The sequence below is a fragment of the Shinella sp. HY16 genome (genome assembly GCF_028534175.1).
Taxonomy (GTDB): Bacteria; Pseudomonadota; Alphaproteobacteria; order Rhizobiales; family Rhizobiaceae; genus Shinella.
This window is the reverse complement of the sequence record NZ_JAHYXL010000001.1, coordinates 2,863,368-2,887,261: the sequence shown is the minus strand read 5'-3', so window position 1 is coordinate 2,887,261 and position 23,894 is coordinate 2,863,368. Positions and strand designations below refer to the sequence as shown.

General features: G+C 63.3%; 27 protein-coding genes and 1 tRNA gene. 16 read left to right on the top strand and 12 right to left on the bottom strand.

The features are described from left to right. Positions 1 to 87: 87 nt before the first annotated feature. Complete coding sequence (locus tag K0P03_RS14350; protein ID WP_272790486.1) at positions 88 to 702, top strand: LysE family translocator; 615 nt, start codon at positions 88 to 90, stop codon at positions 700 to 702. An 88-nt stretch (positions 703 to 790) separates the two neighbouring features. On the opposite strand, the gene rpoH is transcribed toward K0P03_RS14350, so the two are convergent. Then, positions 791 to 1,696 carry an RNA polymerase sigma factor RpoH gene (rpoH, locus tag K0P03_RS14345; protein WP_024270820.1) on the bottom strand — a complete coding sequence of 302 codons (906 nt, stop codon included), beginning with the start codon at positions 1,694 to 1,696 and terminating at the stop codon, positions 791 to 793. Positions 1,697 to 1,952: 256 nt separating this feature from the next. After that, the gene (locus tag K0P03_RS14340; RefSeq protein WP_050746136.1) at positions 1,953 to 2,978 is read right to left on the bottom strand and encodes an RluA family pseudouridine synthase; all 1,026 of its coding nucleotides are present in this window, start codon (positions 2,976 to 2,978) and stop codon (positions 1,953 to 1,955) included. Between the two features lie 35 nt (positions 2,979 to 3,013). Between K0P03_RS14340 and K0P03_RS14335 the strand changes: the two genes are divergently transcribed. Both K0P03_RS14335 and K0P03_RS14330 read left to right on the top strand, forming a co-directional pair. Next, positions 3,014 to 3,406, top strand: coding sequence for a hypothetical protein (locus K0P03_RS14335; protein ID WP_023514493.1), 393 nt, complete (start codon positions 3,014 to 3,016; stop codon positions 3,404 to 3,406). A gap of 6 nt (positions 3,407 to 3,412) precedes the next feature. Then, positions 3,413 to 4,243, top strand: coding sequence for a TrmH family RNA methyltransferase (locus tag K0P03_RS14330; protein ID WP_272789923.1), 831 nt, complete (start codon positions 3,413 to 3,415; stop codon positions 4,241 to 4,243). Positions 4,244 to 4,280: 37 nt separating this feature from the next. Here K0P03_RS14330 and K0P03_RS14325 read toward each other — a convergent pair whose 3' ends face one another. The 3 genes from K0P03_RS14325 to K0P03_RS14315 form a co-directional block, all read right to left on the bottom strand. Further along, positions 4,281 to 4,664 carry a hypothetical protein gene (locus K0P03_RS14325; RefSeq protein WP_272789922.1) on the bottom strand — a complete coding sequence of 128 codons (384 nt, stop codon included), beginning with the start codon at positions 4,662 to 4,664 and terminating at the stop codon, positions 4,281 to 4,283. Between the two features lie 13 nt (positions 4,665 to 4,677). Next, positions 4,678 to 5,826, bottom strand: coding sequence for a hypothetical protein (locus K0P03_RS14320; protein ID WP_272789921.1), 1,149 nt, complete (start codon positions 5,824 to 5,826; stop codon positions 4,678 to 4,680). A gap of 137 nt (positions 5,827 to 5,963) precedes the next feature. Further along, a complete protein-coding gene (locus tag K0P03_RS14315) occupies positions 5,964 to 6,518 on the bottom strand; it encodes a DUF1134 domain-containing protein (protein ID WP_037407931.1) in 555 nt (184 codons plus the stop codon). 243 nt (positions 6,519 to 6,761) lie between these two features. On the opposite strand from K0P03_RS14315, the gene chpT reads away from it, so the two are divergent. Continuing rightward, a complete protein-coding gene (gene chpT / locus K0P03_RS14310) occupies positions 6,762 to 7,415 on the top strand; it encodes a histidine phosphotransferase ChpT (RefSeq protein ID WP_130514142.1) in 654 nt (217 codons plus the stop codon). Positions 7,416 to 7,530: 115 nt separating this feature from the next. Beyond that, positions 7,531 to 7,893, top strand: coding sequence for a response regulator (locus K0P03_RS14305; protein ID WP_024270821.1), 363 nt, complete (start codon positions 7,531 to 7,533; stop codon positions 7,891 to 7,893). A 156-nt stretch (positions 7,894 to 8,049) separates the two neighbouring features. Here K0P03_RS14305 and ctrA read toward each other — a convergent pair whose 3' ends face one another. Continuing rightward, positions 8,050 to 8,748, bottom strand: a complete 699-nt coding sequence (ctrA, locus tag K0P03_RS14300) for a response regulator transcription factor CtrA (protein WP_024270822.1) — start codon at positions 8,746 to 8,748, stop codon at positions 8,050 to 8,052. Between the two features lie 527 nt (positions 8,749 to 9,275). Here ctrA and K0P03_RS14295 point away from each other — a divergent pair. Further along, positions 9,276 to 9,626, top strand: coding sequence for a hypothetical protein (locus K0P03_RS14295; protein ID WP_024270823.1), 351 nt, complete (start codon positions 9,276 to 9,278; stop codon positions 9,624 to 9,626). Between the two features lie 78 nt (positions 9,627 to 9,704). Here the strand turns inward: K0P03_RS14295 and K0P03_RS14290 are convergent, their stop codons facing one another. Next, a complete protein-coding gene (locus K0P03_RS14290) occupies positions 9,705 to 9,986 on the bottom strand; it encodes a GNAT family N-acetyltransferase (protein ID WP_023515013.1) in 282 nt (93 codons plus the stop codon). A gap of 107 nt (positions 9,987 to 10,093) precedes the next feature. Here K0P03_RS14290 and K0P03_RS14285 point away from each other — a divergent pair, with 107 nt between their 5' ends. Further along, the gene (locus tag K0P03_RS14285) at positions 10,094 to 10,588 is read left to right on the top strand and encodes a paraquat-inducible protein A (RefSeq protein ID WP_050746131.1); all 495 of its coding nucleotides are present in this window, start codon (positions 10,094 to 10,096) and stop codon (positions 10,586 to 10,588) included. A 65-nt stretch (positions 10,589 to 10,653) separates the two neighbouring features. On the opposite strand, the gene sciP is transcribed toward K0P03_RS14285, so the two are convergent. Continuing rightward, positions 10,654 to 10,929: a CtrA inhibitor SciP gene (gene sciP / locus K0P03_RS14280; protein ID WP_023515011.1), complete on the bottom strand. Its 276-nt coding sequence runs from the start codon at positions 10,927 to 10,929 to the stop codon at positions 10,654 to 10,656. A 434-nt stretch (positions 10,930 to 11,363) separates the two neighbouring features. Between sciP and K0P03_RS14275 the strand changes: the two genes are divergently transcribed. The 6 genes from K0P03_RS14275 (at position 11,364) to K0P03_RS14250 (ending at position 16,322) form a co-directional block, all read left to right on the top strand. Next, a complete protein-coding gene (locus tag K0P03_RS14275; RefSeq protein ID WP_024270825.1) occupies positions 11,364 to 12,113 on the top strand; it encodes a helix-turn-helix transcriptional regulator in 750 nt (249 codons plus the stop codon). Positions 12,114 to 12,338: 225 nt separating this feature from the next. Beyond that, positions 12,339 to 13,535 carry a tRNA 2-thiouridine(34) synthase MnmA gene (mnmA, locus tag K0P03_RS14270; RefSeq protein WP_023514316.1) on the top strand — a complete coding sequence of 399 codons (1,197 nt, stop codon included), beginning with the start codon at positions 12,339 to 12,341 and terminating at the stop codon, positions 13,533 to 13,535. A 132-nt stretch (positions 13,536 to 13,667) separates the two neighbouring features. Continuing rightward, positions 13,668 to 13,744 (top strand) — tRNA-Met (locus K0P03_RS14265). Between the two features lie 104 nt (positions 13,745 to 13,848). Beyond that, complete coding sequence (locus K0P03_RS14260; RefSeq protein WP_050744056.1) at positions 13,849 to 15,258, top strand: adenylate/guanylate cyclase domain-containing protein; 1,410 nt, start codon at positions 13,849 to 13,851, stop codon at positions 15,256 to 15,258. Positions 15,259 to 15,406: 148 nt separating this feature from the next. Beyond that, positions 15,407 to 16,051 carry a thermonuclease family protein gene (locus K0P03_RS14255; RefSeq protein WP_272789920.1) on the top strand — a complete coding sequence of 215 codons (645 nt, stop codon included), beginning with the start codon at positions 15,407 to 15,409 and terminating at the stop codon, positions 16,049 to 16,051. 109 nt (positions 16,052 to 16,160) lie between these two features. Next, complete coding sequence (locus K0P03_RS14250) at positions 16,161 to 16,322, top strand: hypothetical protein (RefSeq protein WP_023514549.1); 162 nt, start codon at positions 16,161 to 16,163, stop codon at positions 16,320 to 16,322. Positions 16,323 to 16,385: 63 nt separating this feature from the next. Here the strand turns inward: K0P03_RS14250 and K0P03_RS14245 are convergent, their stop codons facing one another. Further along, the gene (locus K0P03_RS14245; RefSeq protein ID WP_050744058.1) at positions 16,386 to 17,225 is read right to left on the bottom strand and encodes a fumarylacetoacetate hydrolase family protein; all 840 of its coding nucleotides are present in this window, start codon (positions 17,223 to 17,225) and stop codon (positions 16,386 to 16,388) included. A gap of 113 nt (positions 17,226 to 17,338) precedes the next feature. On the opposite strand from K0P03_RS14245, the gene K0P03_RS14240 reads away from it, so the two are divergent. After that, positions 17,339 to 18,013 carry a GntR family transcriptional regulator gene (locus K0P03_RS14240; RefSeq protein WP_050744059.1) on the top strand — a complete coding sequence of 225 codons (675 nt, stop codon included), beginning with the start codon at positions 17,339 to 17,341 and terminating at the stop codon, positions 18,011 to 18,013. Positions 18,014 to 18,119: 106 nt separating this feature from the next. On the opposite strand, the gene K0P03_RS14235 is transcribed toward K0P03_RS14240, so the two are convergent. Continuing rightward, entirely contained in the window at positions 18,120 to 19,544 is a 1,425-nt protein-coding gene (locus K0P03_RS14235) for an efflux transporter outer membrane subunit (RefSeq protein ID WP_023514546.1), read from the bottom strand. A 659-nt stretch (positions 19,545 to 20,203) separates the two neighbouring features. Between K0P03_RS14235 and K0P03_RS14230 the strand changes: the two genes are divergently transcribed. Together K0P03_RS14230 and K0P03_RS14225 are read left to right on the top strand one after the other, a co-directional pair. Next, positions 20,204 to 20,422: a hypothetical protein gene (locus tag K0P03_RS14230; RefSeq protein ID WP_024270827.1), complete on the top strand. Its 219-nt coding sequence runs from the start codon at positions 20,204 to 20,206 to the stop codon at positions 20,420 to 20,422. Positions 20,423 to 20,577: 155 nt separating this feature from the next. Continuing rightward, positions 20,578 to 22,134: a VOC family protein gene (locus K0P03_RS14225; RefSeq protein WP_272789919.1), complete on the top strand. Its 1,557-nt coding sequence runs from the start codon at positions 20,578 to 20,580 to the stop codon at positions 22,132 to 22,134. Between the two features lie 68 nt (positions 22,135 to 22,202). Here K0P03_RS14225 and K0P03_RS14220 read toward each other — a convergent pair whose 3' ends face one another. Together K0P03_RS14220 and K0P03_RS14215 are read right to left on the bottom strand one after the other, a co-directional pair. Beyond that, on the bottom strand, positions 22,203 to 22,760 hold the full coding sequence (locus K0P03_RS14220) for an NADPH-dependent FMN reductase (protein WP_272789918.1): 558 nt from the start codon (positions 22,758 to 22,760) through the stop codon (positions 22,203 to 22,205). Positions 22,761 to 22,834: 74 nt separating this feature from the next. After that, complete coding sequence (locus tag K0P03_RS14215; RefSeq protein ID WP_272789917.1) at positions 22,835 to 23,788, bottom strand: ring-cleaving dioxygenase; 954 nt, start codon at positions 23,786 to 23,788, stop codon at positions 22,835 to 22,837. Positions 23,789 to 23,894 lie beyond the last annotated feature (106 nt).

The window sequence follows — 23,894 nt, the reverse complement described above, 5'->3', positions numbered from 1 at the left end:
TGCGCGTTGCCACGATTTCCACTTTCCCATCGGCGGGACTGGGCTATTCTACACCTCCGGAAGCGACTCATGACTTTCGGAGGTTCCGTGGATTTCTCGACCTTGCTTGCCTTTGCTGCGGCCTTTTTCGTGTTCGCCGCGAGCCCTGGACCTGACAACATGACGATCGTCGCCCGCACGATCTCGCACGGGGCGGCCTCGGGCATCGCCTATGGGGCCGGTACGGTTGCCGGCATTCTCATCTTCCTGACATTGGCCGCATTCGGTCTTTCCGTCATTGCTGCCGAGATGAGTGTCGTCATGACGATCCTGCGCTACGCCGGAGCGGCCTATCTGGTCTGGATGGGGGTGAAACTGTGGACGGCGACGCCGGTCGTGCCGGAGCTGCAACCGGTGGCCGAACGGCGTGGCCTGCTGAAGATCTTCGCGACCGGCATTGCGCTCAACCTGGGCAATCCGAAGATGCCGTTGTTCTACGTGGCACTCCTGCCGAATGTCGTCGGGGCGTCGCTGCCCCCCGGCCATCTCCTTGTGCTGATGGCGGTGATCCTTGTGGTCGAGGCCGTGGTGATCGGCGGACATGTGATCCTTGCCGGCCGTGCCCGCAAGCTGCTCCGGACGCCTGCCGTTGTCCGCCGCATGAACCGCGCGGCGGGCGGTGTCATGGTGGGGGCCGGGGTGGCGGTTGTCGCGGCACGGTAACCACCGATGCCAGGGCGCAGGCGATGGTGCAAAGACAAAGGGGCCGGCAACGATGCCGGCCCCCTCCAATATCCAGGATGCGTTACCTTCAGGCGTCTTCGATTACGCGGACTGCGCGGGCCTGCTCGGCCGCATACTTCTGCACGGCTTCCTGTACCTTCTCGAAGGCGCGGACCTCGATCTGGCGGACGCGCTCGCGGCTGATGTCGAACTCGGTGGAGAGTTCTTCCAGCGTCACCGGATCCTCGGCGAGGCGGCGAGCCTCGAAGATGCGGCGTTCGCGCTCGTTGAGGACGCCCATGGCGCGCGCCAGCATGGCGCGGCGGGTATCCAGTTCGTCCTGCTCGATGAGCGTCTGCTCCTGGCTGTCGTGGTCGTCGACGAGCCAATCCTGCCACTGGCCGGATTCGCCCTCGCCGGCCTTGATCGGCGCGTTCAGCGAAGCATCGCCGGTGAGGCGACGGTTCATCGAAACGACTTCCTCTTCCGAGACCTTCAGCTTGGTGGCGATTTCCTTCACCTGGTCGGGCTTCAGATCGCCGTCGTCGATCGCCTGGATCTTGCTCTTCATGCGGCGCAGGTTGAAGAAGAGACGCTTCTGGTTGGCGGTCGTGCCCATCTTCACCAGCGACCAAGAGCGCAGGATGTACTCCTGAATCGAGGCCTTGATCCACCACATGGCATAGGTCGCAAGGCGGAAGCCGCGCTCCGGATCGAATTTCTTGACGGCCTGCATCAGGCCGACATTGCCCTCCGAGACGACTTCGCCGATCGGCAGGCCGTAGCCGCGATAACCCATGGCGATCTTGGCCACGAGACGAAGATGGCTCGTGACGAGCTCATGGGCGGCAGTACGGTCGCCGTGCTCCTGGTAACGCTTGGCGAGCATATATTCCTGCTGCGGCTCAAGCATCGGAAACTTGCGGATTTCATCGAGATAGCGGTTGAGACCACCTTCTCCAGCCGTGATCGACGGCAGCGTATTGCGGGCCATTCAGCACCCCTTTCTGAGACGGCTTCCATTCCGGCAAGCCTTGGTATGGAGCTTGATCCTGAAAACCGGATCCCCGTCAGCAACCATGCTCCCTGTGGGTCATGGCGATCCCACGATCCTATAGATAGGTATGGCAAAACAATGGTTCAAGGCGCCGCAGGCTTCACGGCTGCGTGAAGGCGGAGGGGCGGGACAGATTGTACGACACAGCCTCAAAATGGGGTCCCGCGCCTGAGAATCAAGGCCTGGCAGGCATTCAGACCGCCCGCAGCGCTTCGAGCAGCAGCTCCAGGTCTTCCGGCGGAGGGGCTTCGAAATGCATGGTCTCGCCCGTCGCGGGGTGCTCGAACTGCAGCAGGAAGGCATGCAGCGCCTGGCGGTGGAAGGCGTTCACGACCTGGCGCGCGTCGTCCGGCAGCCGGTTGGCCTTGGTCTTGAACGCGCCGCCATATTCCGGGTCGCCGATCAGGGGATGACCGATATGGGCCATGTGCACGCGGATCTGGTGCGTACGGCCGGTTTCGAGATGGCACTCGACGAGAGAGGCAAGGCTGGTGCCGTCCTCGGTCTCGCCGTAGCGCTCCACCACTTCGTAGTGGGTGATCGCCTCGCGGGCATCGTCGGCGTCCTCGCGCTTCACCGCGCGTTTCGTGCGGTCGGCGCCGCGGCCGAGCGGGGCGTCGATCGTGCCCTTGAGCTGGCGGGGGCGGCCCCAGACGACGGCCTGGTAGGCGCGCTCCAGCGGACCGGTGCGGCCGTGGTCGGCGAACTGGTCGGAGAGGTGGCGGTGCGCGGCGTCGTTCTTGGCGGCGACCATGACCCCGCTGGTCTCCTTGTCGAGCCGGTGCACGATGCCAGGGCGTCGCACGCCGCCGATGCCGGAAAGGCTCGCTCCACAGTGATGGATGAGCGCATTGACCAGCGTGCCGGTCCAGTTGCCGGCGCCAGGATGGACGACGAGGCCGGCCGGTTTGCAGATGACGATCAGGTCGTCGTCCTCGTAGAGCACGTCGAGCGGGATATCCTCGGCCTTCGGCTCGGGATCGCGTGGCTCCGGCAGAGCGATCTCGACGCGATCGCCGGGATGGATCTTGCGCTTCGGTTCCCCGATGGCCGCTCCGTTGACGAGCACGGCGCCTTCCTCGATCAGCGCCTTGATGCGGCTGCGCGAGAAATCGCCGGCAAGCGTTGCGGCGAGCCAGGCGTCGATACGCCCTTCGGCCTCTTCCGGTACCGTCAGGACTTTTCTTGTGGCGTCGGCTTCTTTAAAGGGGTCGGTCATCGTTCACTACACTCATTGCCGGAAGGGCGCCTGCCATGTCCAACATCGAAAACAACGATCAGGAAGACAAGCCGCTCGACCCTGTCATGGAAAACGTTCGTCGCAAGATGATGCGCCTGCAGCTGGTCTCGGGCGGCATCATGCTCTTGATGTTCATGGCGGTGCTTGCGGCCATTGTCTATAAGATCAACACGCGGGATGGCAAGCCGGAAGCTGTGGCCTCGTCCGGTGAGGCCCTCGCCGTGCCGAGTGATGCGCCGCTCAAGGCGACCGCGACGCTGCCCGATGGTTTCGCCGTCTCTGCAGTCTCCAATTCCGGCGGGCAGATTCTGTTCTATGGCGTGATGGCCGACGGCGCGCGCAAGGCGTTCCTGTTCGACATCGCGGCCGGGCGCATCGTCGCCGAGGTCGCGGTCGCTGGCAACTGATCCGGCATGGCGGCGCAACCGGTTCGGATCGACGATCCTGCAGACCCGCGCATTGCGGGATTCGTGTCGATCCGTGAGCGTGACCTGACGGGCCGGGACGGCCTGTTCGTCGCCGAAGGCACGGTGGTGCTGCGCATGCTCGGAGCGCCCACGGCCCGCGAGAACGGTTTTGCCGCCGAGGCTATCCTGCTGCTCGAAAACCGCCTCGCGGGTGTTGCGGATGTGCTGGCTTCCTTCCCGGAGACGGTGCCGGTTTATATTGCCTCGTCCGCGGTCTTCGATGCGGTCGCCGGCTTCAACATGCACCGCGGCGTGCTGGCGCTGGGCAGCAAGCCGCCGGTGGAACAGGGGGGCACACTTCTGGGCCGTCTGCCGGAAACGAGCCTTGTTCTCGCAGGATGCGGCCTCTCGAACCACGACAATGTCGGCTCGATCTTCCGCAATGCCGCGGCCTTCGGCGCGGATGCGGTGTTCCTTGATGAGACGTCCTGCGATCCGCTCTACCGCAAGGCGATCCGTGTCTCCGTCGGCTCGGTGCTGAACGTGCCGTTTTCCCGTGGCCTCGGGGCCGAAGCCATGCTTGACGGCCTTGCGCAAGCAGGGTTCGAGATCTGGGGGCTTTCACCACGTGGTGCGGTACCGGTGGCGGACATCCCGGCGGCGCGACGCATCGCTCTCGTACTCGGCACGGAAGGCGAGGGGCTGCCTGACAGCATTCTCTCTTCCTTCCGGACGGCGCGCATCCCGCAGCGGCCGGGGCTCGACAGCCTCAATGTCGCGACGGCGAGCGGCATCGCGCTCTACCAGATCGCCCTTGCCATGGAACGTGTCGCCTAGACGCTCCTGGTCCGGCCCTTGTTCCGCACGATACCTATCAGCAGCGCACGCCATCCCACAGTTCGTTCGGCGTGCCGCTCTGGTCCTGCCAGGTGCCGGTGAAGCCGCTGAAATCCGGCTGGAAGGTGATGGAAAGCTTGCCGCTGCCATACATGTCCTGCCAGTCGAGCGTGCGGGCAAGGCCGTTGCCGGGCGGGCTCTCGGCCAGCGTTCCCGGGGTTCGACCGTCGCCGTCGGCGAATTCATAGGTGCCGCTCAGCCGACCGTCGCCGGCAAGCTTCAGCACCGTGACCGCCTCGACGAGAACACCGTTGCTCCAAAGCCGACCACAATAGCGTCCGTCGATACCGGCTGCTTGCTTGGGCGAGGGAGCTGTCGCGCCGGTCACGCCGATGATCAGGGCCAGAATGGCAATCTTCATTCCACACTCCCGCCTATGCCTCGTCGCGGTTGATCTGCCCGCGCACGCGCTGGGCGAGGCTGCGCTCGTCGCCGTCGAGAGCGGGGTCGATCGTGGCGATGAGATCGTGCACCGGTGAGCCGGCCCCCTCCCGGGTGGCCGTCAGCACGATCATCTTGCTGGCAAGGTCGGCCATCTCCTCGCGCAGGGCCGCGTCGTTTTCGCCGGTCTTCGCCGCCATCAGCCGTTCGGAAAGAGCCGTTCCCTGATTGCGTACGTCCTCTTCCAGTGCCGCAATGTCGATCGGTGGCGGGGCCACCTTGTCGCTGCGGCGCGGGGCGAGCCGGCTCGCGGCAATAGTGCGGGCAAGCCCGGTGGAACGCACGGCCTTCACGGCTTCCTTGTTTTCCGTTGTCAACGTCTTCACCTTGTCGCGCAGGCGGCTGATTTCCGCGATGCGCCGTTCGATCGCATTGTCCTTGTCGGCGCTGCCGGCAAGCTCGCGCGTCAGCCGTGTTTCGAGCTGGCGCACGCGGCCTTCCTCGCGCGACAGGCGCACTTCCAGTGCCTTGGCACTCTGGCTCGCCGTCTTGATATCCTCGCGCAGCTTGTCGCGCTCGTCCTTGAGATTGCCGATACGGCTTTTCAGGTTCTCCATCGTCGTGTCGCGGGTCGCAAGATCGATCTTCATCGTGTCGAGATCGGCTTCGAGATGGTTGATGCGGCTGTGCAGCGTCTCGATGTCGGCGACCTTGCCGCGGATTTCGCGGTCGGCCGTCGCGAGCGCCGACTTCAGCTGTTCGGTCTTCATTTCCTCGCGCCGCAGCGCCGAGCGCATGTCGCCGGCCTCGATGTTCATGTCGGCGATCTGGGCATGCAGCTCGGCATTTTCCGTGCCGATCGCCGCGGCCTGGGCCAGCAGCTTCTCGTTGCGCACCATTTCCAGCGTGTGTTTTTCGCGCTCGCGGCGCACCCCTTCCGACAGGCGGGCGTTTTCCGCGGCATAGGCGGCGCGGGCCATGTCCTTCTGTGCGCGCACTTCCTGCGGGCTCAGCGGCATGGTGGCGCGCATGCGGTCCTCGGTGAATTTGACGATGCGCTTCTGGATGGCCGGCGCGACGAGCAGGCCGGTCAGCGTGGCGGCGAGAAAGCCGAGCGCGAAGAGAAGGGCATACTCGATCACGGGTCCACTCGTTTCAAAACTGGCCCAAAACGGGTTCGAACGAGCCCACTATAGCGGCTCGCTCGACCTTGCGGGAGGGGCTTTCCCTCAGAAATCAACTCTCGGTTAACCTGACGGGTGAGGGGGCCGTTTCATTCTCAGAAGGGATTCCAGGTCGGCTCGCGGGTCAGCTTGAGATAGCCGGCGTTGATGCCGAGGCGGGCGCCGACGCCGGTGCGGATCGGCACGAGCACGACGTCTCGGTTGACATTGACCTGCATGCCGACGCCGGCGATCACATAGGCCGAGCCGGAGACGCCGCCGTAGCGCTCGTAGAGCGAGTTAACGTCGGGCAGATTGTAGACGAGCATCATCGTCCGGCTGCCCTGGCCGCCCCAGTCGAGGCCGAGCGAGGGACCCTGCCAGAAGACCGGATGCTGGCCGGCATTCTTGGTGTTGAGCGTGCCCTCTCCATAGGTGAGGCCCGCGACGAAGGCGCCGGAGCCTTCCTGCCCAAGGATATAGCCGTTCGGCAGGCCGTGAGCCTCGAAGGCGCGCTCGACCACCTTGGCAAGGCCGCCCGAGGTCGAGCCGAAGAAGCCGTGGCCGGCATCGACGATTTCCTGCATGGAATATTGGCCGTTCTGCTGCGCCTGCGCCGGCAGCACCGTGAGAAGCGCCAGGATCGTTGCTGTTGCGATCCTGCACGCCATCCTGACCAGATTTGAAACACCCATGTCCCGTTCGCCTTTCTTCATGTACCGGCCCCGTTCCATGCTGCAATTTGATCCGATCGTCTTAACAATCGGTTTACCAAATGTGGTGTCATTATGGCTGTCTTCAAATCGGGCACGCCTCGCGCAATTCCGGCGTGCTATGCGTCGCGCAGGATGCCCGCGAATGTGCCCATGCTAGGGCCGTCCGCGTGAAGTGATGCGTGGATCTGGGAGAAATTTATGGCGAAAAATCCGAACCTTACGCTGACCGGTCCCGACCTGGCAGCGCTTCTGTGCAGCCGTGTCTGCCATGACGTCATCTCGCCTGTCGGCGCGATCAACAACGGGCTGGAATTGCTCGACGAGGGCGGCGCCGATGCCGATGCGATGGATCTCATCCGCACCAGCGCGCTCAATGCCTCGGTCCGGCTGAAGTTCGCGCGGCTCGCTTTCGGCGCCTCCGGCTCGGTTGGCGCCTCCATCGACACGGGCGAGGCGGAAAAGGCCGCGCGTGATTTCGCTGCCGCCGAAAAGAAGACCGAGATCACCTGGACCGGACCGCGCGCCATCGTTGCGAAGAACCGGGTCAAGCTGCTGCTCAATCTGTTCCTCGTGGCCTACGGCGCCATTCCGCGCGGCGGCTCGATCGACGTGACGCTCGACAATCCGGAATTCGACGCGACCTTCAAGCTCGCGGCCCGGGGCCGCATGCTGCGCGTGCCGCCGAAGTTCATGGAAATCCTCTCCGGCACGCCGGAAGAGGCCGTCGATGCCCATTCCATCCAGCCTTATTACACGGTGCTGCTTGCCGACGAGGCGGGTATGGAGCTCGACGTCGCCGCCAGTCCCGAAGAGATCGTCTTTTCGGCACGGGTCGTTCCGGCCTCGGAATAATCGATGGCGGCCATGGTTCGTTAACCATGGCCGCTAACGCTTTGTTTGCCAGTCGCCGGTAGAGTTGCATCCTGTATTGTTCCCGTCCAACGGGCGGGAGACCTAGGAGCAGCGAATGCAGCGGTTGATGATCGCCGATGGTTCCGACGTCGTCCGGAAGGTCGGCAAGCGTATTCTCTCCGGCTTCGATTTCCTCGTTCTGGAAGCATCGAGTTCGCTGGAAGCTCTCGTGCGCTGCGAGGCGGAACTGCCCAATATCCTCATTGTCGATTCGACGATGGACGGGGCTCTCGAACTCATCGGCAATATCCGCAACCTGCCGCAGGGCAAGTCGGTGCGCATCTATTACTGCGTCGTCGAGGCCGATCTCAAGAAGATGATGATGGGCAAGCGCGCCGGTGCGGACGACTTCCTGCTCAAGCCTTTCGACCGCAAGATCCTGACGCAGGTATTCGGCAGCCTGTCGGCCGCCGCCTGAAACGCCCCACCATCTGGTTGATTTTTGTGGACGCGGCCGCTCGCCAAGAGCCGGCCGCGTTTTTGTCTGAGCTTTGCAAGGTAAAAACTTTCGCACAAAAGGAAAACCCGCCGGCAAGCGGCGGGTCGAAATCTCGAGCGGCGAGGGGAGAGCCGATCAGGCGCTTTCGGCGAAGTCGCCATCGGGCTCGCGCAGCACATAGCCGCGGCCCCAGACCGTCTCGATATAGTTCGCGCCCCCGGCGGCGTTGGCCAGCTTCTTGCGCAGCTTGCAGATGAAGACGTCGATGATCTTCAGTTCCGGCTCGTCCATGCCGCCATAGAGGTGGTTCAGGAACATTTCCTTGGTGAGCGTCGTGCCCTTGCGCAGCGAGAGCAGCTCGAGCATCTGGTATTCCTTGCCCGTCAGGTGGACGCGCTGGCCACCGACCTCGACCGTCTTGGCGTCGAGATTGACGATAAGCTCGCCGGTCGAGATGACCGATTGGGCATGGCCCTTGGAACGACGCACGATGGCGTGGATACGGGCGACGAGTTCGTCCTTGTGGAACGGCTTCGTCATGTAGTCGTCGGCGCCGAAGCCGAGGCCGCGCACCTTGTCCTCGATGCCGGCCATGCCGGAGAGGATGAGGATCGGCGTCTTGACCTTGGACAGGCGCAGCGTGCGCAGAACCTCGTAACCCGACATGTCGGGCAGGTTCAGATCGAGCAGGATGATGTCGTAATCATACAACTTGCCCAGATCGACACCTTCCTCGCCGAGGTCGGTGGTATACACATTAAAACTTTCGGACTTCAGCATCAGCTCGATGCTCTGCGCCGTCGCGCTGTCGTCCTCAATGAGTAGAACCCGCATATCTGTCCCCTTTTCCGCCGCTCAAGGTACCTGGCCCCCTACGCGATACGGATCCAGTCGTTGCCTGATTTGGAGGCTGCCACGAATTGGTTAACAAATCCTGATTCCCTTTGGCAAGGTGTATCGATCTGTTAATTATTTTAGGCAGCTCCCTGATTTCATGGATGAATCAGAAATGTGTCTCTTAAACTGTCTCTTTAAGAACCACGGTTAACCGACTCTTTCGACTCATCAATGTGGCGAACCCGTTTTTTAGCGAACCGCATTTACTGAGCCTTAAATCATCGGACCTATGATTAACGATGCCCGTAAACGAAAGGTTACCAGCGGTAGGGTTTTATTAATATCGCTGAATTTTTTTTAAGACCCGGTGCGTTTTTCCGGGTTTCGGGCGGAGTGCCGGTCTCCGGCGTGCGGTTAAAAGCCGTGCTTCGGGCACTGATTTGGAATGCCGGGTGAACGGGTGTCGCGTTTTGGTGGCCGTTCGCTCCAATGCCGGGGTCTCGCTATCCACGGGAGTATTGCGTATGAAGTCGCGTGAGAGCCTAGTTCGCCTGAAGGAATTTCAGGTGAAAGAGAAGAGACGGCAACTGGCCCAGCTTCAGTTGATGATGTCCGAATTCGAACGGATGTCGAAGGAACTGGAAAGCCAGATCGCCATCGAAGAAAAGAAATCCGGGATCAACGATCCCAACCACTTCGCTTACCCCACCTTCGCCAAGGCGGCGCGCCAGCGTTCCGACAACCTCCAGGTCTCGATCCGGGAACTGAAGGTGCAGCAGGATGCGGCCGAACTGGCGCTGGAAGAGGCGGAGGCGGAGTTCGCCAAGGCTTCGGCGCTCGAAGAGCGCGACAACGCGGTCCGGCTACGCGCCTGACCCGGTCCGGTTTTGAAGAACCCTCGCGAGCGGCCGCAAGACCGCTCACGAGGGCTCTTCGCGTTGTTTAAGGTTCCGTCACAGATTGACGACGTCGTGCCATTCCTTGTGGCGCATGGCCTGGGCGCGGAAGAAGGGGCAGAGCGGCATGATCTTCCAGCCGCCCTTGCGCGCCTCTTCCACGGCATGGGCCGCCAGGGCCTGACCGACCCCCTTGCCGCGCAGCGCATCCGGTACGCCGGTGTGGTCGACGATGACGAGCTGCGGCGAGGCGCGTGAATAGGTCACCTCCGCCTCATGGCCCTCGACGGTGGTCGAGTAGCGGCCTTTCGAGCCGGTTTCCGCGTTCCTGATGTCCATGGTGCTCCTCGCTCCTGTTGTCTGGTGCCATCCTTTCCTGTCTGGCGCCCTCCCGCAAGCGCACGGGATGTGAACAGAGCGTGCTGCGTCCGCGCCACCGCGGTGCTATGCAGGGGCATCGAAACCAGCGTTGGCCTGCCATGATCCTCGTCGTTCCCGTCCTTCTCGTGCTCTCTGCGCTGTTCCTCGCCTTCGGTCTCGTCCTGCCGCTCGTGCGTTTTGAAAAGCTCTACTTCTTTGACGAGACCCCCTCGCTGATCGATATCGTCGTTTCGCTCTGGGCGCAGGAGAGCGGAGGCCTTGCGGTGCTCGTCGCGCTTTTCTCCATTGTCTTCCCGGTGGTCAAACTTTTTGCGATCGCGCTGGAGGCGACCGCGCCGGCGCCGCCCGCGGGCAAGGCGAGCTGGCTTACCCGGCTGCTGCCGATCCTCGGCAAATGGTCGATGATGGATGTGATGCTGGTCGCGCTGGTCATCGTCGCGGCGAAGACGAGCGGCATGGCCTCGGCCTTCACTCAGCCGGGTCTCTGGTTCTACGCCGCCTCGGCGATCATGACCGGCCTGCTGCAGATGAAGCTGCGGCCGCATGGAGCGCGGCCTTGACCGGAAACGAAACTACGGCCGCGCAGGGCGCAGCCGTAGAGGGTCTTGATCGAAAATGAAACGGTCTAGTGGCGGTACTGCTGGATGCGCGTGGTGCGCAGGCCGGCCAGGCCGTGATCGTTGATGGAGGACTGCCAGGAAAGGAACTCTTCGACGGTCAGCGTATAGCGCTCACAGGCTTCTTCGAGGCTCAAAAGCCCGCCACGTACGGCGGCGACGACTTCTGCCTTCCGGCGAATCACCCAGCGCCGCGTATTGGCCGGCGGCAGATCGGCGATCGTCAGGGGGCTGCCATCGGGGCCGATGACGTATTTAACGCGGGGTCGTATCAGATCGGTCATTGGACTCTCTACATAAACTCAAGACCATATGCCGGGACTGTAGCCCGCCACATTTAAGATTTGCCTAAGCGCATGCTAACAATTTTCTAATCTTTTGAGCGGCTTCGCCTGTTGTATTCCGGGGCGTAAGTACTGACTTCCCTTACGTTCACCGAGCCGGGCCTGCGCGGCATCCGCATGGGAGCCATGCAAATATTTCATTTCCCTTTTATTCAAACACTGCTAATACGCCCCCAAATTTAAGGGCGGCGTCGATGGATGCCACCGGAAGCCCTAGGCTGCATCATCATGAATTCCCTCCGCAAGCTGTTCCCCCCGGGATATGGCTTCCGCGGCGTTTTTCGTCGCCGCTTTTCTGAAGGGGTGCGCCTGAAGTTTTCCGAACCGAGAATGCACACGCTCCCGGCGTTCGCGCCGGCTGTTGGAAACGGAAAATGAAAGACCCAGACAACATGCTCCTGCAGCAGGGCTGGTCGCCTGAATTCTTGTCCACGGCCAATCTCGAATCCGTGCAGACCGAATATGAGGTGCTGCACCTCATGCGCCAGTGCGCCAACCATTTCGGCTTCAGTCATTTCCTGGTGTCGCGCTTTCCTGCCAACGAGCAGCAGCGCTTTGCCGAACGGCTGCTTGTCAGCAACTGGCCGGCCGATCTCGTGCGCAAATACGATGCGATGAACCTCTTCCATCTGAGCCGGCTGGCGATCGAGACGGGCATGACGAAGTTGCCCGTGCAGGGCGACAGCTCGCTGCTCGCCCCATCGGACTGGGAGAACGGCCAGGTGGGTGAGGCGATCGCGCTGGCCGAAAGCCATGGTCTTGCCGCCTCGACAGCCTTTCTCCTGCATTCCACGACATCCGACCCCTATCTGATGGCCTTTTCGGGCACGCAGGTCCCGCTCGCCCGCCGGGCGTTGACGGACCTGCATTTCGCCGCCCTCCAGCTTTTCGAATGCCTTGAAAAGACCTTCGTGGCGGCAACGGCGAGTCGGGAGAAGCTGTCGAGCCGCGAGGTCGAGTGCCTGCGCTGGGCGGCCGCCGGCAAGAGCAGCGACGAGATTGCGATCATCCTCGGCATCTCGGCCTATACGGTGAGCAGCTACTTCAAGAGCGCGACGCGCAAGCTCAAGGCGGTCAACCGCATGCAGGCGATCGCCATCGCCCTGCGCCTGCGCCTCATCTGATATCCTGCGCACACGCGCCTGCCGGCGGGCCGGAAAGGCAGGGCCGGTGTGTGGCCGGGACGACGAGGTTTCCGGCCTTCTCTTGCCCTCGGTGCGGCAAGTTTCTATATGTCGCCCGAAAGACGCCGCGCCGGTCGCGGGGCGTCGCCCTTGCGTCAAGCAAACCCCAGTGAAAGGTGACCTGCGGCAAGCCTCCTGGCGCTGCAGTACCGGAACGGACCTCGCGTGAACAGTCTCGATTTCGATCGCAAGCCGGAAGATACCCGTGTCGTCGTCGCCATGTCGGGCGGCGTGGACAGCTCCGTCGTGGCCGGCATCCTGAAACGTGAAGGCTATGACGTGCTCGGCATCACGCTGCAGCTCTACGATCACGGTGCCGCCGTGCACCGCGCGGGCTCCTGCTGCGCGGGTCAGGACATCGACGATGCGCGCCGTGTCTGCGAAACGCTCGGCATTCCGCACTACGTGCTCGATTATGAAAAGCGCTTCCGCGAGACGGTGATCAATCCGTTTGCTGAAAGCTATATTGCCGGTGAAACGCCGATCCCCTGCGTCGCCTGCAACCAGACCGTCAAGTTCGCCGATCTCCTCATCACCGCCAAGGAACTTGGCGCCGATGCGCTCGCGACCGGCCATTACATCCGCTCCCGGCCGAACCCGACGCCTGACGCGCCGCAGCGCCGTGCGCTCTATCGCCCGGTCGACGCCGAGCGCGACCAGAGCTACTTCCTGTTTGCCACGACCCAGGAGCAGATCGACTATCTGCGCTTTCCGCTTGGCCATCTCTCGAAGGCCGAAACGCGGGCGCTTGCCGAGGAGATGGGCCTCGTCGTCGCCAAGAAGGCCGACAGTCAGGACATCTGTTTCGTGCCGCAGGGCAAGTATTCCGACATCGTCAACAAGCTGAAGCCCAATGCGGCGCTTGCCGGCGATATCGTGCATATCGACGGCCGCGTGCTCGGCCGCCACGACGGCATCCTGCATTATACGATCGGCCAGCGGCGCGGCATCGGCATCGCAACGGGCGAGCCGCTCTATGTCGTCTATCTCGACGCGCGCTCGCGACGTGTCATCGTGGGGCCGAAGGAAGCGCTGGAAACGCGCCGGCTTTATCTGCGCGACATCAACTGGATCGGCGACAGCGACGTGGAAGCCGTGGCGGCTGCCGGCTTCGATTGTTATGCCAAGGTGCGCTCGACGCGCCCGCCGCGTCCTGCCCGCCTTCTGTCTGGCCCCGGTGGCCTTTATGTGGAGCTTGCCGAAGGGGAACCGGGCGTGGCGCCCGGCCAGGCCTGCGCGCTCTATTCCGGCGAAGGCGAGGATGCCCGTATCCACGGCGGCGGTTTCATCCTGCGCTCCGAGCGGGAGCCGGCGGCCGAAGACGCTCTCCGGCGCATTCTGTCCACCCCGGCCGCGGCCTGACCCCCCGCATTTGCCAAGGCCTTCGTGAACAAAGTGATTTTTGTGCGAACGTCGCTTGACACCCGCGGGAACAGCGCCTTATAAGCCGCGCACCGGACGGAAACAGACATCGTTCTGTTCCTCTTTTCGGGCGGCGGAGTAGCTCAGTAGGTTAGAGCAGAGGAATCATAATCCTTGTGTCGGGGGTTCGAATCCCTCCTCCGCTACCAGCCGGTTTTCCAGAAAAACTTCTTGTGGTCCGCATGGCGACAAACGCTATGGCCTTTGCTTTGCGACACCTGTCTCTCGTGACGATATGGGTGTAGAATGGGGCATGAGTGAAGCCCGGACTTTATTCGAGGTTCTGCGCCAGTCGGTGACGCCTGGGGTTGTCGATGCACTCGAACGGCTCGTTCGGGATGCGCCGGATCGCAAGCTTTGCCGTGTCAATGCACTCGCCTTTGCCTCAGCCGAGGGGCTTGGCGAGGAAGATGTGATTGCGGGTTTCATGCAGGCCACCCGGCTCGGTATCTTCGATCTTTTCTGGAATGTCCTGTGCCCGGGATGCGGCGGGGTACTCGATGCCGGTACGTCGCTGAAGAGCGTGCAGAGCACGGAATACACCTGTGCGCTCTGCGCCGCCGGCTACGAACCGACGCTCGACGAGATGGTCGAGGTGACGTTCACGATCAGTCCTCGCGTGCGCCATATCGCCGCCCACAATCCGCATGAACTGCCACCGGGGGAATATTTTCGGCAGGTCTATTGGGGCTCGGGGCTCGACCTGCCGGACGAGGGCTACGAAGAGAAGGTCGATGAATTCGTACTCGAGGCGTTGGAATTGCCGCCCGGCGAGAAGGCGGTCATCTCGCTGCAGCTGCCGGCGGAGTTCGTCATCGTCTTCGAGCCCGTGACGCATGCGGCGCAATTCCTCGACGTCCGCGGGGAGCCGACGCGGGAGCGGCGCAACCTGACCCTGGTCTTCGATCGCACACATCGCCACAACGAGACACTGGTGCTGCAACCGGGGCCCTTGCGCATCCAGATGGAGAACCATGTCGATGTGCGCGCACTGCCATCTGTCTGCGTCGCCAATGAGGCGCTGCATACCTTGCTCGGCCAGCGCCGTCCCTTCCTCACAGCCAAGCGCTTGCTGTCCAACCAGACGTTTCGCGACCTCTACCGCACCGATACGCTGGACATCGACCAGCGGTTGAAGATCACCAGTCTCACCTTTCTGTTCACCGACCTGCGCGGCTCGACGGAACTCTATGAGCGGGTCGGCGATCTCGCGGCCTTTGATCTCGTGAGGACGCATTTCAAGGTTCTCAGCGAGATCGTCGCTGCCGAGGCCGGTGCGGTCGTCAAGACCATCGGCGATGCCGTCATGGCGACCTTTCCGACGCCGGACCGGGCGGTGGCGGCGGCCATGCGCATCCGCGATGCCATGCGTGCCCTGAACGATGCGCGCGGCAGCGAGGACCTGCTTCTGAAGATCGGCATTCACGAGGGGCCATGCATTGCGGTCAATCTCAACGAGCGGCAGGACTATTTCGGCCAGACGGTCAACATCGCCTCGCGTGTCCAGCATCTTGCTACTTCGCTGGAAATCTTCGCCACCGGCTCGGTGCTGCGGGACGCCCGCGCCTCCAGCCTGCTGTCGGATCGCGGCGTGAGCCCTGTCGCACACAACGTCACCCTGCGGGGCATTGCCAGCGAGATCAGCATCTTTGCCATTCCCTGATGTCGGCGCCTTGTTGCCAGCCGTTATTCCCGACCCCCGCGTCCAATACGACCCGGTAAGCTCCCACGAGCCGAAAGGCGTTGGCCGGTGCAGTCTGGTAACCATATCTTCAAGAGATCGTCGCACTGTCTCGCGCAGGAGACAGGTGATGGTGAAGACGGCGGGCAGGCGGAAGAAACGGGCGGGAACCAAGCGGGCGGCACCGGCGCGGCGCGGCGGCGGCATGGCGCATTGGTATTTGCTGGGCGCGGCGGTGGTCGGCGGCATTCTCTATATGGACAACCGCCTGCCGGCCCCCGAAACGCAGGCGACAGGGATCAAGACAGCCTCTGTCGAGCGCAAGCAAAAGGTGGTCGAGCGCGAGGCTGTGCTGGCGCGCCCGAAGCAGCGGCCGGTCGAAAAGGCCGTGGAGCAGGCCCTGCCGATGCCGGAGAAACTGCCGGCCTTTTCGGGCAAATGGTTCATCTGCACGACGCAGACGGATTACTGCGTGCTCGATGGCAACACGATCCTCTATGCCGGCCGCAAGGTGCGGCTCGCCGATGTCGATACGCCGGCGATCGCTGGCGCGCGCTGCGATGCGGAGCGCCTGCGTGGGGGGGATGCGAAGCTTCGCTTGCGCGAAATCCTCAACGAGGGGGACGTCACGCTGGTGGCGAAAGGCGGGACGTCCGGAAAGGCCGGCGCAGCGCCACATCTCGTGCTGCGGGGCGGCCAGTCGGTCGGCCAGCGGCTGGTCGGGGAGGGGCTGGCGAGGCCATGGACGGGCAGGCACCAATCCTGGTGCGGTTGACGGATTCGTCCTTGCGCAACCTGTACCTTTCCGGCACAAGCCAGACGCAAGCCTGCGTCCCTATGCTTTCCGTTAACCGGGATGGTGCCGGCTGGAAAGGGACAATGACATGTCTAACGACCTTGAGCGCTACAGCGATCCGGACAATGCAACGGTCGCGCTCTTCCTCCTTGAAAATGATGTCGACGAGCTGACGGACATTCTTGTGGCCGCGCTGGATGAGGCTTTCCGCATTCTCGGGGATGAGGCCTCGCCTGCAACGGTGCACTGATCGCTGACACGAAAGAGGGGCCCTTGAGGCCCCTCTCGCTTTTTCAGCCATGCGATGAAGGGCTTATCCCGCAGCGACGACCTGACGCTGCACGCCGAGGCCGGCAATGGAGACTTCCATGCGGTCGCCGGGCTTCAGGTAACGCGGCGGCTTCATGCCCATGCCGACGCCGGGCGGTGTGCCCGTGGTGATGACGTCGCCGGGTTCCAGCGCCATGAACTGCGAGATGTAGTGCACTAGGAAGGGCACCTTGAAGACCATGGTGCTCGAGGATCCGTTCTGGACGCGTTCGCCGTTGACGCTGAGCATCATGGCGAGGTCGGCCGTATCCACTTCGTCCGTCGTGACCAGCCAGGGGCCGATCGGGCCGAAGGTCGGGCAACCCTTGCCCTTGGTCCACTGGCCGCCGCGCTCGAGCTGGTAGGCGCGCTCGGAAATGTCGTTGCAGACGCAATAGCCGGCGACATAGTTGAGGGCATCGGCCTCCGAGACGTAGGAGGCACGCTCGCCGATGACGACGGCAAGCTCGACTTCCCAGTCGGTCTTTTCCGAACCGCGCGGGATGAGGATGGTGTCGTCAGGACCGACGACGCAGGAGGGGGCCTTGTTGAATAGCACCGGCTCGCTCGGCACGGCCATGCCGCTCTCGGCTGCATGGTCGGCATAGTTGAGGCCGACGGCGATGAAGTTGCCGACGCGGCCCACGCAGGCGCCGAAGCGGCTGCCTTCCGGCGCGAGTGGCAGGCTCTTCGGATCGAGGGCGGCAAGGCGCTTCAGGCCTTCGCGACCAAGCACGTCGCCTGCAATATCCGGCACCACGCCGGAAAGGTCGCGGATCTTGCCGTCCGCGTCGATCAGTCCGGGCTTTTCCGCGCCCGCCGCGCCAAAGCGCACCAGTTTCATGAGAACCTCCGTTGGATGTCACCGATTTCGGTTGCGCGCACCATTCCCTTGGTTTTACATGAAGTCAACGATTTTCGAAAATCCTAAAGCTTTTATAAATTCGGCGGGATGAGATGGAGCAGAAGAAGGCAGGCGGGCGCACCCTGGCGGGCGATGCCTACGAGGCGATCCGGCAGGCGATCCGCACGGGCGCGTTCAAGCCCGGCGACCGGTTGCGCTTTGCCGATCTCCAGGCGCTGTGCGACATGAGCGTGACGCCGGTGCGTGAGGCCCTGGCCCGGCTGACGGCGGAAGGGTTCACCGTGCTGGATGATCATCGCGGCTACAGCGTTGCGAGCCTCTCGCTGGCGGAGCTGCGCGACATCACGGCGACGCGGCAGCTTTGCGAGGGCGAGGCGCTCCGGCTTTCGGTGCTGCGGGGAGATGCCGACTGGGAGGGAAGGGTGATCGCGGCACACCATCTGATGGCACGCATCCCGCAGGCGCGCGAGGATATCCCCTCGGCGATGCGCGAGGACTGGGAGGCGCGCCATGCGGTCTTTCATGCCGCGCTCGTCTCGGCTTGCGGCTCCCCGAGCCTGCTGGAGATCTGCGACAAGCTGTTTTCACGCGCCGACCGGTATCGGCGGCTTTCCGTCAGTCTCGCCGGAGCCACGCGGGATGTGGCCGGGGAGCACCGGCGGCTGATGGAGCTTGCCCTTGCGCGGGACGCGGAAGGCGCCGCTGCGGCGCTGCGCGACCACTACGGCAGGACGGCCGCGGCACTAGAGGGCTTTTTCACGCCCTAACGTTGCTTCTGCGCTTTCCCGAAAAAAGAACGGGAGCGGCAAGCCTTCGCCTGCCGCTCCCGTTTTGTCCGGCACCGGGTATGCTACCCGGAAGCGCTGTTTCCGCTTATTTGCTGGCGACGGTTGCCGAGCCGATTTCCGCACCGCCGCCGATCGCCACGTTGAGGGCGACGAAGTCGCGGGCAAGCTGGCGGATCGCGGAAGCGAGCTGCAGGCGGGCCGTTGCGACGTTGCGCTCGGCGTCGAGCACGTCGAGGATGGTGCTTGCGCCGCCGCGATAGCTTTCGCGGGCAAGATTCAGCGTCTGTTCGTAGGAGTTCACGACCTTGCGCTGGGCTGCGACGGTCTGGCCGTCGCGAATCAGCGCGGCCTGCGCGTTCTCGACCTCTTCCACGGCGTTCAGCACGGTGGATTTCCAGGTCAGATACTGCTGCTCGGCTTCCGAGCGGGCAATCTTGACACGCGCCTTCAGCGAGCCGCCGTTGAAGATCGGCAGCGTCAGCGTCGGGCCGAAGGACCAGCTCGTCAGGTTGCCGGTGGCGGCGCTGGTGAAGTTGCGCGTCGCGCCGATCGAGCCGCCGAGCTCGATGCTCGGATAGAGGTCGGCTTCGGCCACGCCGATCTGCGCCGTTGCCGCCTCCAGGCGGCGCTCGGCCGCGCGGATATCCGGACGGTTGCGGATGAGGTCTGCCGGAATGCCTGTGCGCGTCGCATACCGCGGCATCGGCTGTGCCGAGCCCTTGATCAGGCTGGACGTGATCGTGCTGGCCGGCAGACCGAGCAGGGTCGCGATGTGGTTTGCCGACTGGTGGAAGCCGGTCTCAAGCCCGGGAAGCTCGGCCAGCGTCTGGTTGACGAGGCCTTCTGCCTGCAGCACGTCGAGGCTGGAGGCGGCACCCGCTTCCTTGATCTCGTTGGTCAGCTTCAGTGTCTCGCGACGCGATTCCAGGTTCTTGCGGCTGAGTGCCAGCGCTTCCTGGTAGTAACGCGCATTGACGTAGCTCGACACGAGATCCGAGAGGTAGGCGAGGCGCGCAACGTTGACGTCGTCATAGGCGGCGTCGAGCGAGGCGTTCGCGGCTTCCTTCGAACGGCGGTACTGGCCGAAGAAATCGAGCAGCCAGGAGGCGCTCGCCCCGGCGGTCAACGATTTCGAGGAGGATGAATAGCCGCCCGAGGTGCGGCGCAGGTAGTCGCCGTCCTGGCCGCTTGCCGATGCTTCCGCCGAAGCGCCGATGCTGGGAAGCGCGCCGGCACCGGCCACGACGACATTCGCCTCTGCCGCCGTGATGCGCTCGAGGGCCTGCAGCACGCTGAGGTTTTCGGCCATGCCCTGGTGGACGAGATCGTTGAGGCGCTTGTCGCGGAAGGATTCCCACCACGGATTGAGCGTCACGCTCTCGCCGCTCGTCGCCTTGCTTTCGGAAAACTTGGCCGGAAGGGCGGTCTCAGGCTTCTGGTAGTCGGGGCCGACGACGCAGCCTGACAGGAGAAGCATGCTCAACGGAAAAAGCGTTCTGGTGAAATTCATGGGCCTACCCTGCCAGCGGTCGTGGCGTACTTATTAACAGAACAAAATCGCGATTCATTCTTTATTCATGTTTGGCGGCAAGATCGAGCCTCCCCCTAAAAAAAGAATGGTCCCACAGCGTTTTTTCCCCGCTTCCTTCAAGGGGTGTGTCCGCAGGGCAACGGGAAGCTTTGCCCCCGGTTTTCGGTTTTGCCCGCCAGGCGCAAGCGCATGGTTGTGCCTGCGCGATCTGGTTGCGTCACGGCTTTTCCCCGGAATGTTCGTCTTCGCGACATATTTTCCTGAAAAATGCTGCGGACGCGAAGATTATTTTGCGATTCGAATTGTCACACAAATTCCGCAGTAATTTATTCCAAATTTCTGCGGATTCCATTGACAAGGAAAGGAGGGGCGCTTATGTGTTGGAGCATCGCATGAAGACCGCATGCGTTTTATTCCGGTCACCTCTGACGCGTCCATTTTAGAGCGTCAGCGCCAGCAAGAGGGAGTGTGTCATGTACGATATCAACTGCATCGCCTCCGTGCGTGTGGCGTACTCCTGTCGTGAAACGATTACAGGGAAAGCGCATACGGCACTCCGTCGAATGTGATCTGACTTCCCTCCTCGATTTTAGCGCAAGATTTGAATGAGCTGTGCCTTCGGCGCGGCAGGAGTTGTTATGCAAAAGCAGGTTATCGAAATCGGTGGTGAGGCCGTCGGTGTTGTCGTTCCCGATGAGGATCGGCTGAAATTCGTGGCCGTCAAATATTCCGTTTGGGATCTGGATTCCCAGCGTTTCTCCTCGGCTGACGAGGTGCGCGCGGCAATCCGTCGTCTTCTCAACGATCCGTCCGCTTCAACGCGGGCGATGTCGCCGGCCCGTATCGCGGCCGCCTGAACCCAATCCAGATGATCCGGTGTCCCTGGCACCGGGATCCACCGGCCCCGCCCGCCAGCGGGGCCGGTTTCGTTTTGTGGACAGTGCATTCACCGGGCAGCGGCTGGCGCGGGATGTCGAATGCTGATTGTGTAGCCTTCGAAAGGAGGTGCCTCATGGTCAGCGGCATCCATCACATCACGGCGATTACCCGGAAGATCCAGGCGAACGTCGATTTCTACGTGGGCTTCCTCGGCCTGCGCCTCGTCAAGCGTACGGCGGGTTACGAGGACGCCGATCAGCTTCATCTCATCTATGGCGACGCGGCGGCCAGCCCCGGCTCGCTGGTCACCTTTCTTGCCTGGGAGGATGGCTCGCCCGGTCGCGTCGGTCTCGGCCAGCCTGCGGAGATCGCCCTCTCCATCAAGCCGGAGGCGATCGGCTTCTGGCTGACGCGCGCGCTGACGCAGAACATCGCGATGAGCGGCCCGGCGCAGGAGTTCGGCGAGCCGGTGCTGCGGCTGAAGGACCCGGACGGTATCATCGTCAAGCTCGTCGGTGAAGCGGGTGTGGACGGCCCGGCGCCGCATGTCACGAAGGACATTGCGGCCGCCGATGCCATCCAGCGCATCCGCGGCGCGACAATCTTTTCCGAGAAGCCGACCGAGACCGCGGCCTTCATCGCCGGTCATTTCGGTTACCGGGAGGTGGCGGTAGCGAATGGCATCACCCGTCTCGCCGGCGATGTGGCCGACGTACTCGACATCCGCGACGCGAGCGGCTTCTGGACGTCCGCGCCCGGCACCGGGACGATCGACCATGTCGCACTGCGCGCGCCGGACCGCGCCGCGGTAGAGGCCGTCGCTGCTCGACTCGCCACCGAAGAGGCGGATGAGACCAACATGCACGACCGGAAGTACTTCTACTCGCTTTATGTGCGTGAACCCGGTGGTGCACTGCTCGAATACGCGACCGATGGTCCCGGCATGACAGTGGATGAACCGCTGGAGGCGCTCGGGGAGAAACTGTTCGTGCCGAAGCATTTTCGCGCTGACCCGGAGGATGTGCGGGCGCGGCTTCCACAGTTCTCCCTGCCGGGAGAGGAACGCATGACCGAGCGGGACCTGCCCTTCATCCACCGGGTGCATCGGCCGGAAAATCCTGATGGCACCGCTGTCGTGCTCCTTCACGGCACCGGCGGCAACGAGGCGAGCCTTCTGCCTTTCGGAACGAAGCTCGCGCCCAATGCCGTGCTGCTCAGTCCGCGCGGCCGCAGTGTCGACGAAGGCTATCCGCGGTTCTTCCGCCGGCTGACTGCCGTCACCTTCGACCAGAAGGACATTGCAGGGGAGGCGGAAGCCTTCGCGGCCTTCATGGAAGGGGCGAATGCGGCCTATGGGCTCGATCCGGAGAGAACGCTGTTCGTCGGCTATTCGAACGGTGCGAACATGATCGGCGCGATCATGCTGCTGCATCCCGGCATCATCCGCAACGCGGTGTTGTTGCGGGGCATGAACGTGCTGGAGACTGTGCCGGAAGCGGACCTTTCGGGGGTGAACGTGCTGATGATCACCGGTCAATCGGATCCTTACGGGGTCTATGCCGGTGACCTGGAGGCACATCTGAGGGCGGCCGGCGCATCGGTCGAGAACCGGCTGCTTGCCGCAGGCCACGATATCGGCATGGCGGATATGGAGCTCGCCCGGGCCTATAGGGAACGCATACTCGGTTGACGCCGGGGCGAACGGAAAGGGGGCGCTTCCTGCGAAGCGCCCCCTTTTTTTGCCGTGGATCGGGTCCGTTACCGCGTGTATTCCGTCACGAAGGCAGAGAAGCCGGCGATGAAGTCGCCGAGTTTCTTTTCGGTCGCCTCGTCGGCGATGCGGCCGTCCTGAATGACGCTGCCGGCGCGCGAGACCAAAAGCTTGGCGCCGAACCAGGGCACGGTGCCGAGCGTGCGCATGACGGGAAGCCAAGCCTCCTGCGACAAAAGCGTTCCGAAATTGCCCGGCGAGGCGCCGGTGATGGCGAAGGGCTTGCCGCCGAAGACGCGGGCGATGTCGGTGGAGGGTCGGCTCATCCAGTCGATGGCGTTCTTGAAGACGCCCGGAATGCCGTTGTTGTATTCCGGCGTGAAGAGGACGACGCCATCGGCTGCCGCCACAAGCTCCTTCAGGCGCGTCACCGCTTCGGGAATGCCCGCTTCGGCCTCAATGTCGCCGTCATAGAGGGGAATGCCATGGATCGAGCCTTCGGTGATCGCCACCCCTTCGGGCGCCATGGCGAGGGCAGCGCGCAGCAGCGCCGTGTTGTAGGAACCCTTGCGAAGGCTTCCCGAGATTGCCACCAGTTTCGTCATCCCGACTCTCCTTTCAAAACAAAGGCATAAAAAACCCCGGCGGACCGTTTGTCACGCCGGGGTTTTGTTGAAGCCTAGACGAGTGGCTTCAGCCGTGCCTCGATCTGCGCACGGCGCGGTTCAAGGAAGGGCGGCAGGGACAGGCTTTCGCCGAGCGTTTCAAGCGGCTCGTCCACGGCGAAGCCGGGACCGTCCGTGGCGATTTCGAACAGGATGCCGTTCGGCTCGCGGAAATAGAGCGAGCGGAAGTAGAAGCGCTCGACCTCGCCGCTGGAAGGCAGACGGAAGCCGCGCAGGCGCTCCGTCCAGGCATGCAGCGCTTCCTCGTCCGGTGCGCGGAAGGCGACGTGGTGCACCGCGCCGGCGCCCTGGTGGGCGACCGGGAGATCCGGCTCCACGGCGACATGCAGCTCGGCTGCGGGGCCACCTTCGCCCATCGAGAAGACGTGCACGTCACCCGCACCGTCCGGATTGGGATAGGTCGCGGTCTCCTGCATGTTCATCACCTGGATCAGCACCGCTTCCGTGTTGCGGATATCCGGCACGCTCAGCGTGATCGGCCCAAGACCCTTGATCTGGTGTTCGGCCGGAACCGGACTCCGTTCCCAGGGGTTGGCGGGCGTGCCGGCATCGTCCACGACAAGGCGGAAGCGCTGTCCTTCGCCATCCTCGAAATCGAGGCTTGCGCGGCCGCTGACATCGCGGATCTCGCCGGCCTTGACCTTCAGCTCGCCGAAGCGGGCCTTCCACCATTCCAGCGTCGCAAGACTGGCGACGCGCAGGCCGGTGCGCGAGACGCTGTGCGTGCCGCGCCGTTCGTGGCCGACCGGCCAGTCGAAGAAGGTAAGATCCGTGCCGGGCGAGGCGAGACCGTCGGCGTAGAAGAGGTGGTAAGCGCTGGTATCGTCCTGGTTGACCGTCTTCTTGACGAGGCGCAGGCCGAGGACCTGCGTGTAGAAGCGCAGGTTCTCCGGCGCGTTCGCGGTGATTGCCGTCAGGTGGTGGATGCCCGTGAGCTGCAGGGTCATGACGAAGCTCCTTTCCCCGGATGTCCGGGATGGCTGTGCTGCCCCGCTTCGGGGCCTTGCGTTGAGGCGAATATCGCCCTTCGCAGGCACGGCCGGAAGATCGGGC